This is a genomic window from Pseudomonas sp. FIP_A4, assembly GCF_036701605.1.
Classification (GTDB): domain Bacteria; phylum Pseudomonadota; class Gammaproteobacteria; order Pseudomonadales; family Pseudomonadaceae; genus Stutzerimonas; species Stutzerimonas phenolilytica.
Genome location: NZ_JAYDXP010000024.1, coordinates 1 through 558 on the forward strand (window position 1 = coordinate 1; position 558 = coordinate 558).

At 63.3% G+C, this 558-nt stretch carries 2 pseudogenes; one reads left to right on the top strand and one right to left on the bottom strand.

The annotated features are described in order from the left end of the window. A pseudogene (locus U8L64_RS00180) lies at window positions 1-119 on the bottom strand (NAD(P)H-hydrate dehydratase); the annotation flags it as partial. Window positions 120-121: 2 nt separating this feature from the next. Between U8L64_RS00180 and U8L64_RS20115 the strand changes: the two are divergent. Then, window positions 122-253: pseudogene (locus U8L64_RS20115) on the top strand (hypothetical protein); the annotation flags it as partial. Between the last annotated feature and the right edge of the window lie 305 nt (window positions 254-558).

Sequence of the window (558 nt, forward strand, 5' to 3'; positions counted from 1 at the left end):
CACCCAGTCGGCAATTGGACGCCGCCGGCCGCCAGCAGGTTCAGCGCATCGGCGTCCCATACCTGCGGCAGTCCGCTCTGCGCCGCCAGCGACAGCAGGCTGCGTCCCCAAGGGGCCTGTCGACCGCAAGGTGGAAGTCAAACCCGACGATCACCTCACCATCGCCCAGACCCAGCACATCAAGCTCGGCACCGCCCAGCTGACCAAGGCCGGCCGCGAGATCCACCTCAAAGCCGGGCAGAAGATGGTCATACCGCCGCGAGCGCTTCGCCGATCACAGCCGCGAAGACTGATCCTGCCCGCCCCACGCATAGGCGTGGGGACGCAGTATTTTTCCACCATCGCGGATGGTTTCCGCCAAGCGGCGGTCCAATACGGCACGACCAAATCAAGAGGTATGTGCCATGGGACTGTTCGCCTTTTGAGTCTGCGCTCCACGGTCGAAACCGATACGTTCGCGATGACGGCAATCATCGGTATCGTCAGCCGGAACGCCGACTTGGTCGCGACGAGCCAGTTGGGTTCGAAACCTGCACGGATTTGCGCAAGACGCTCATG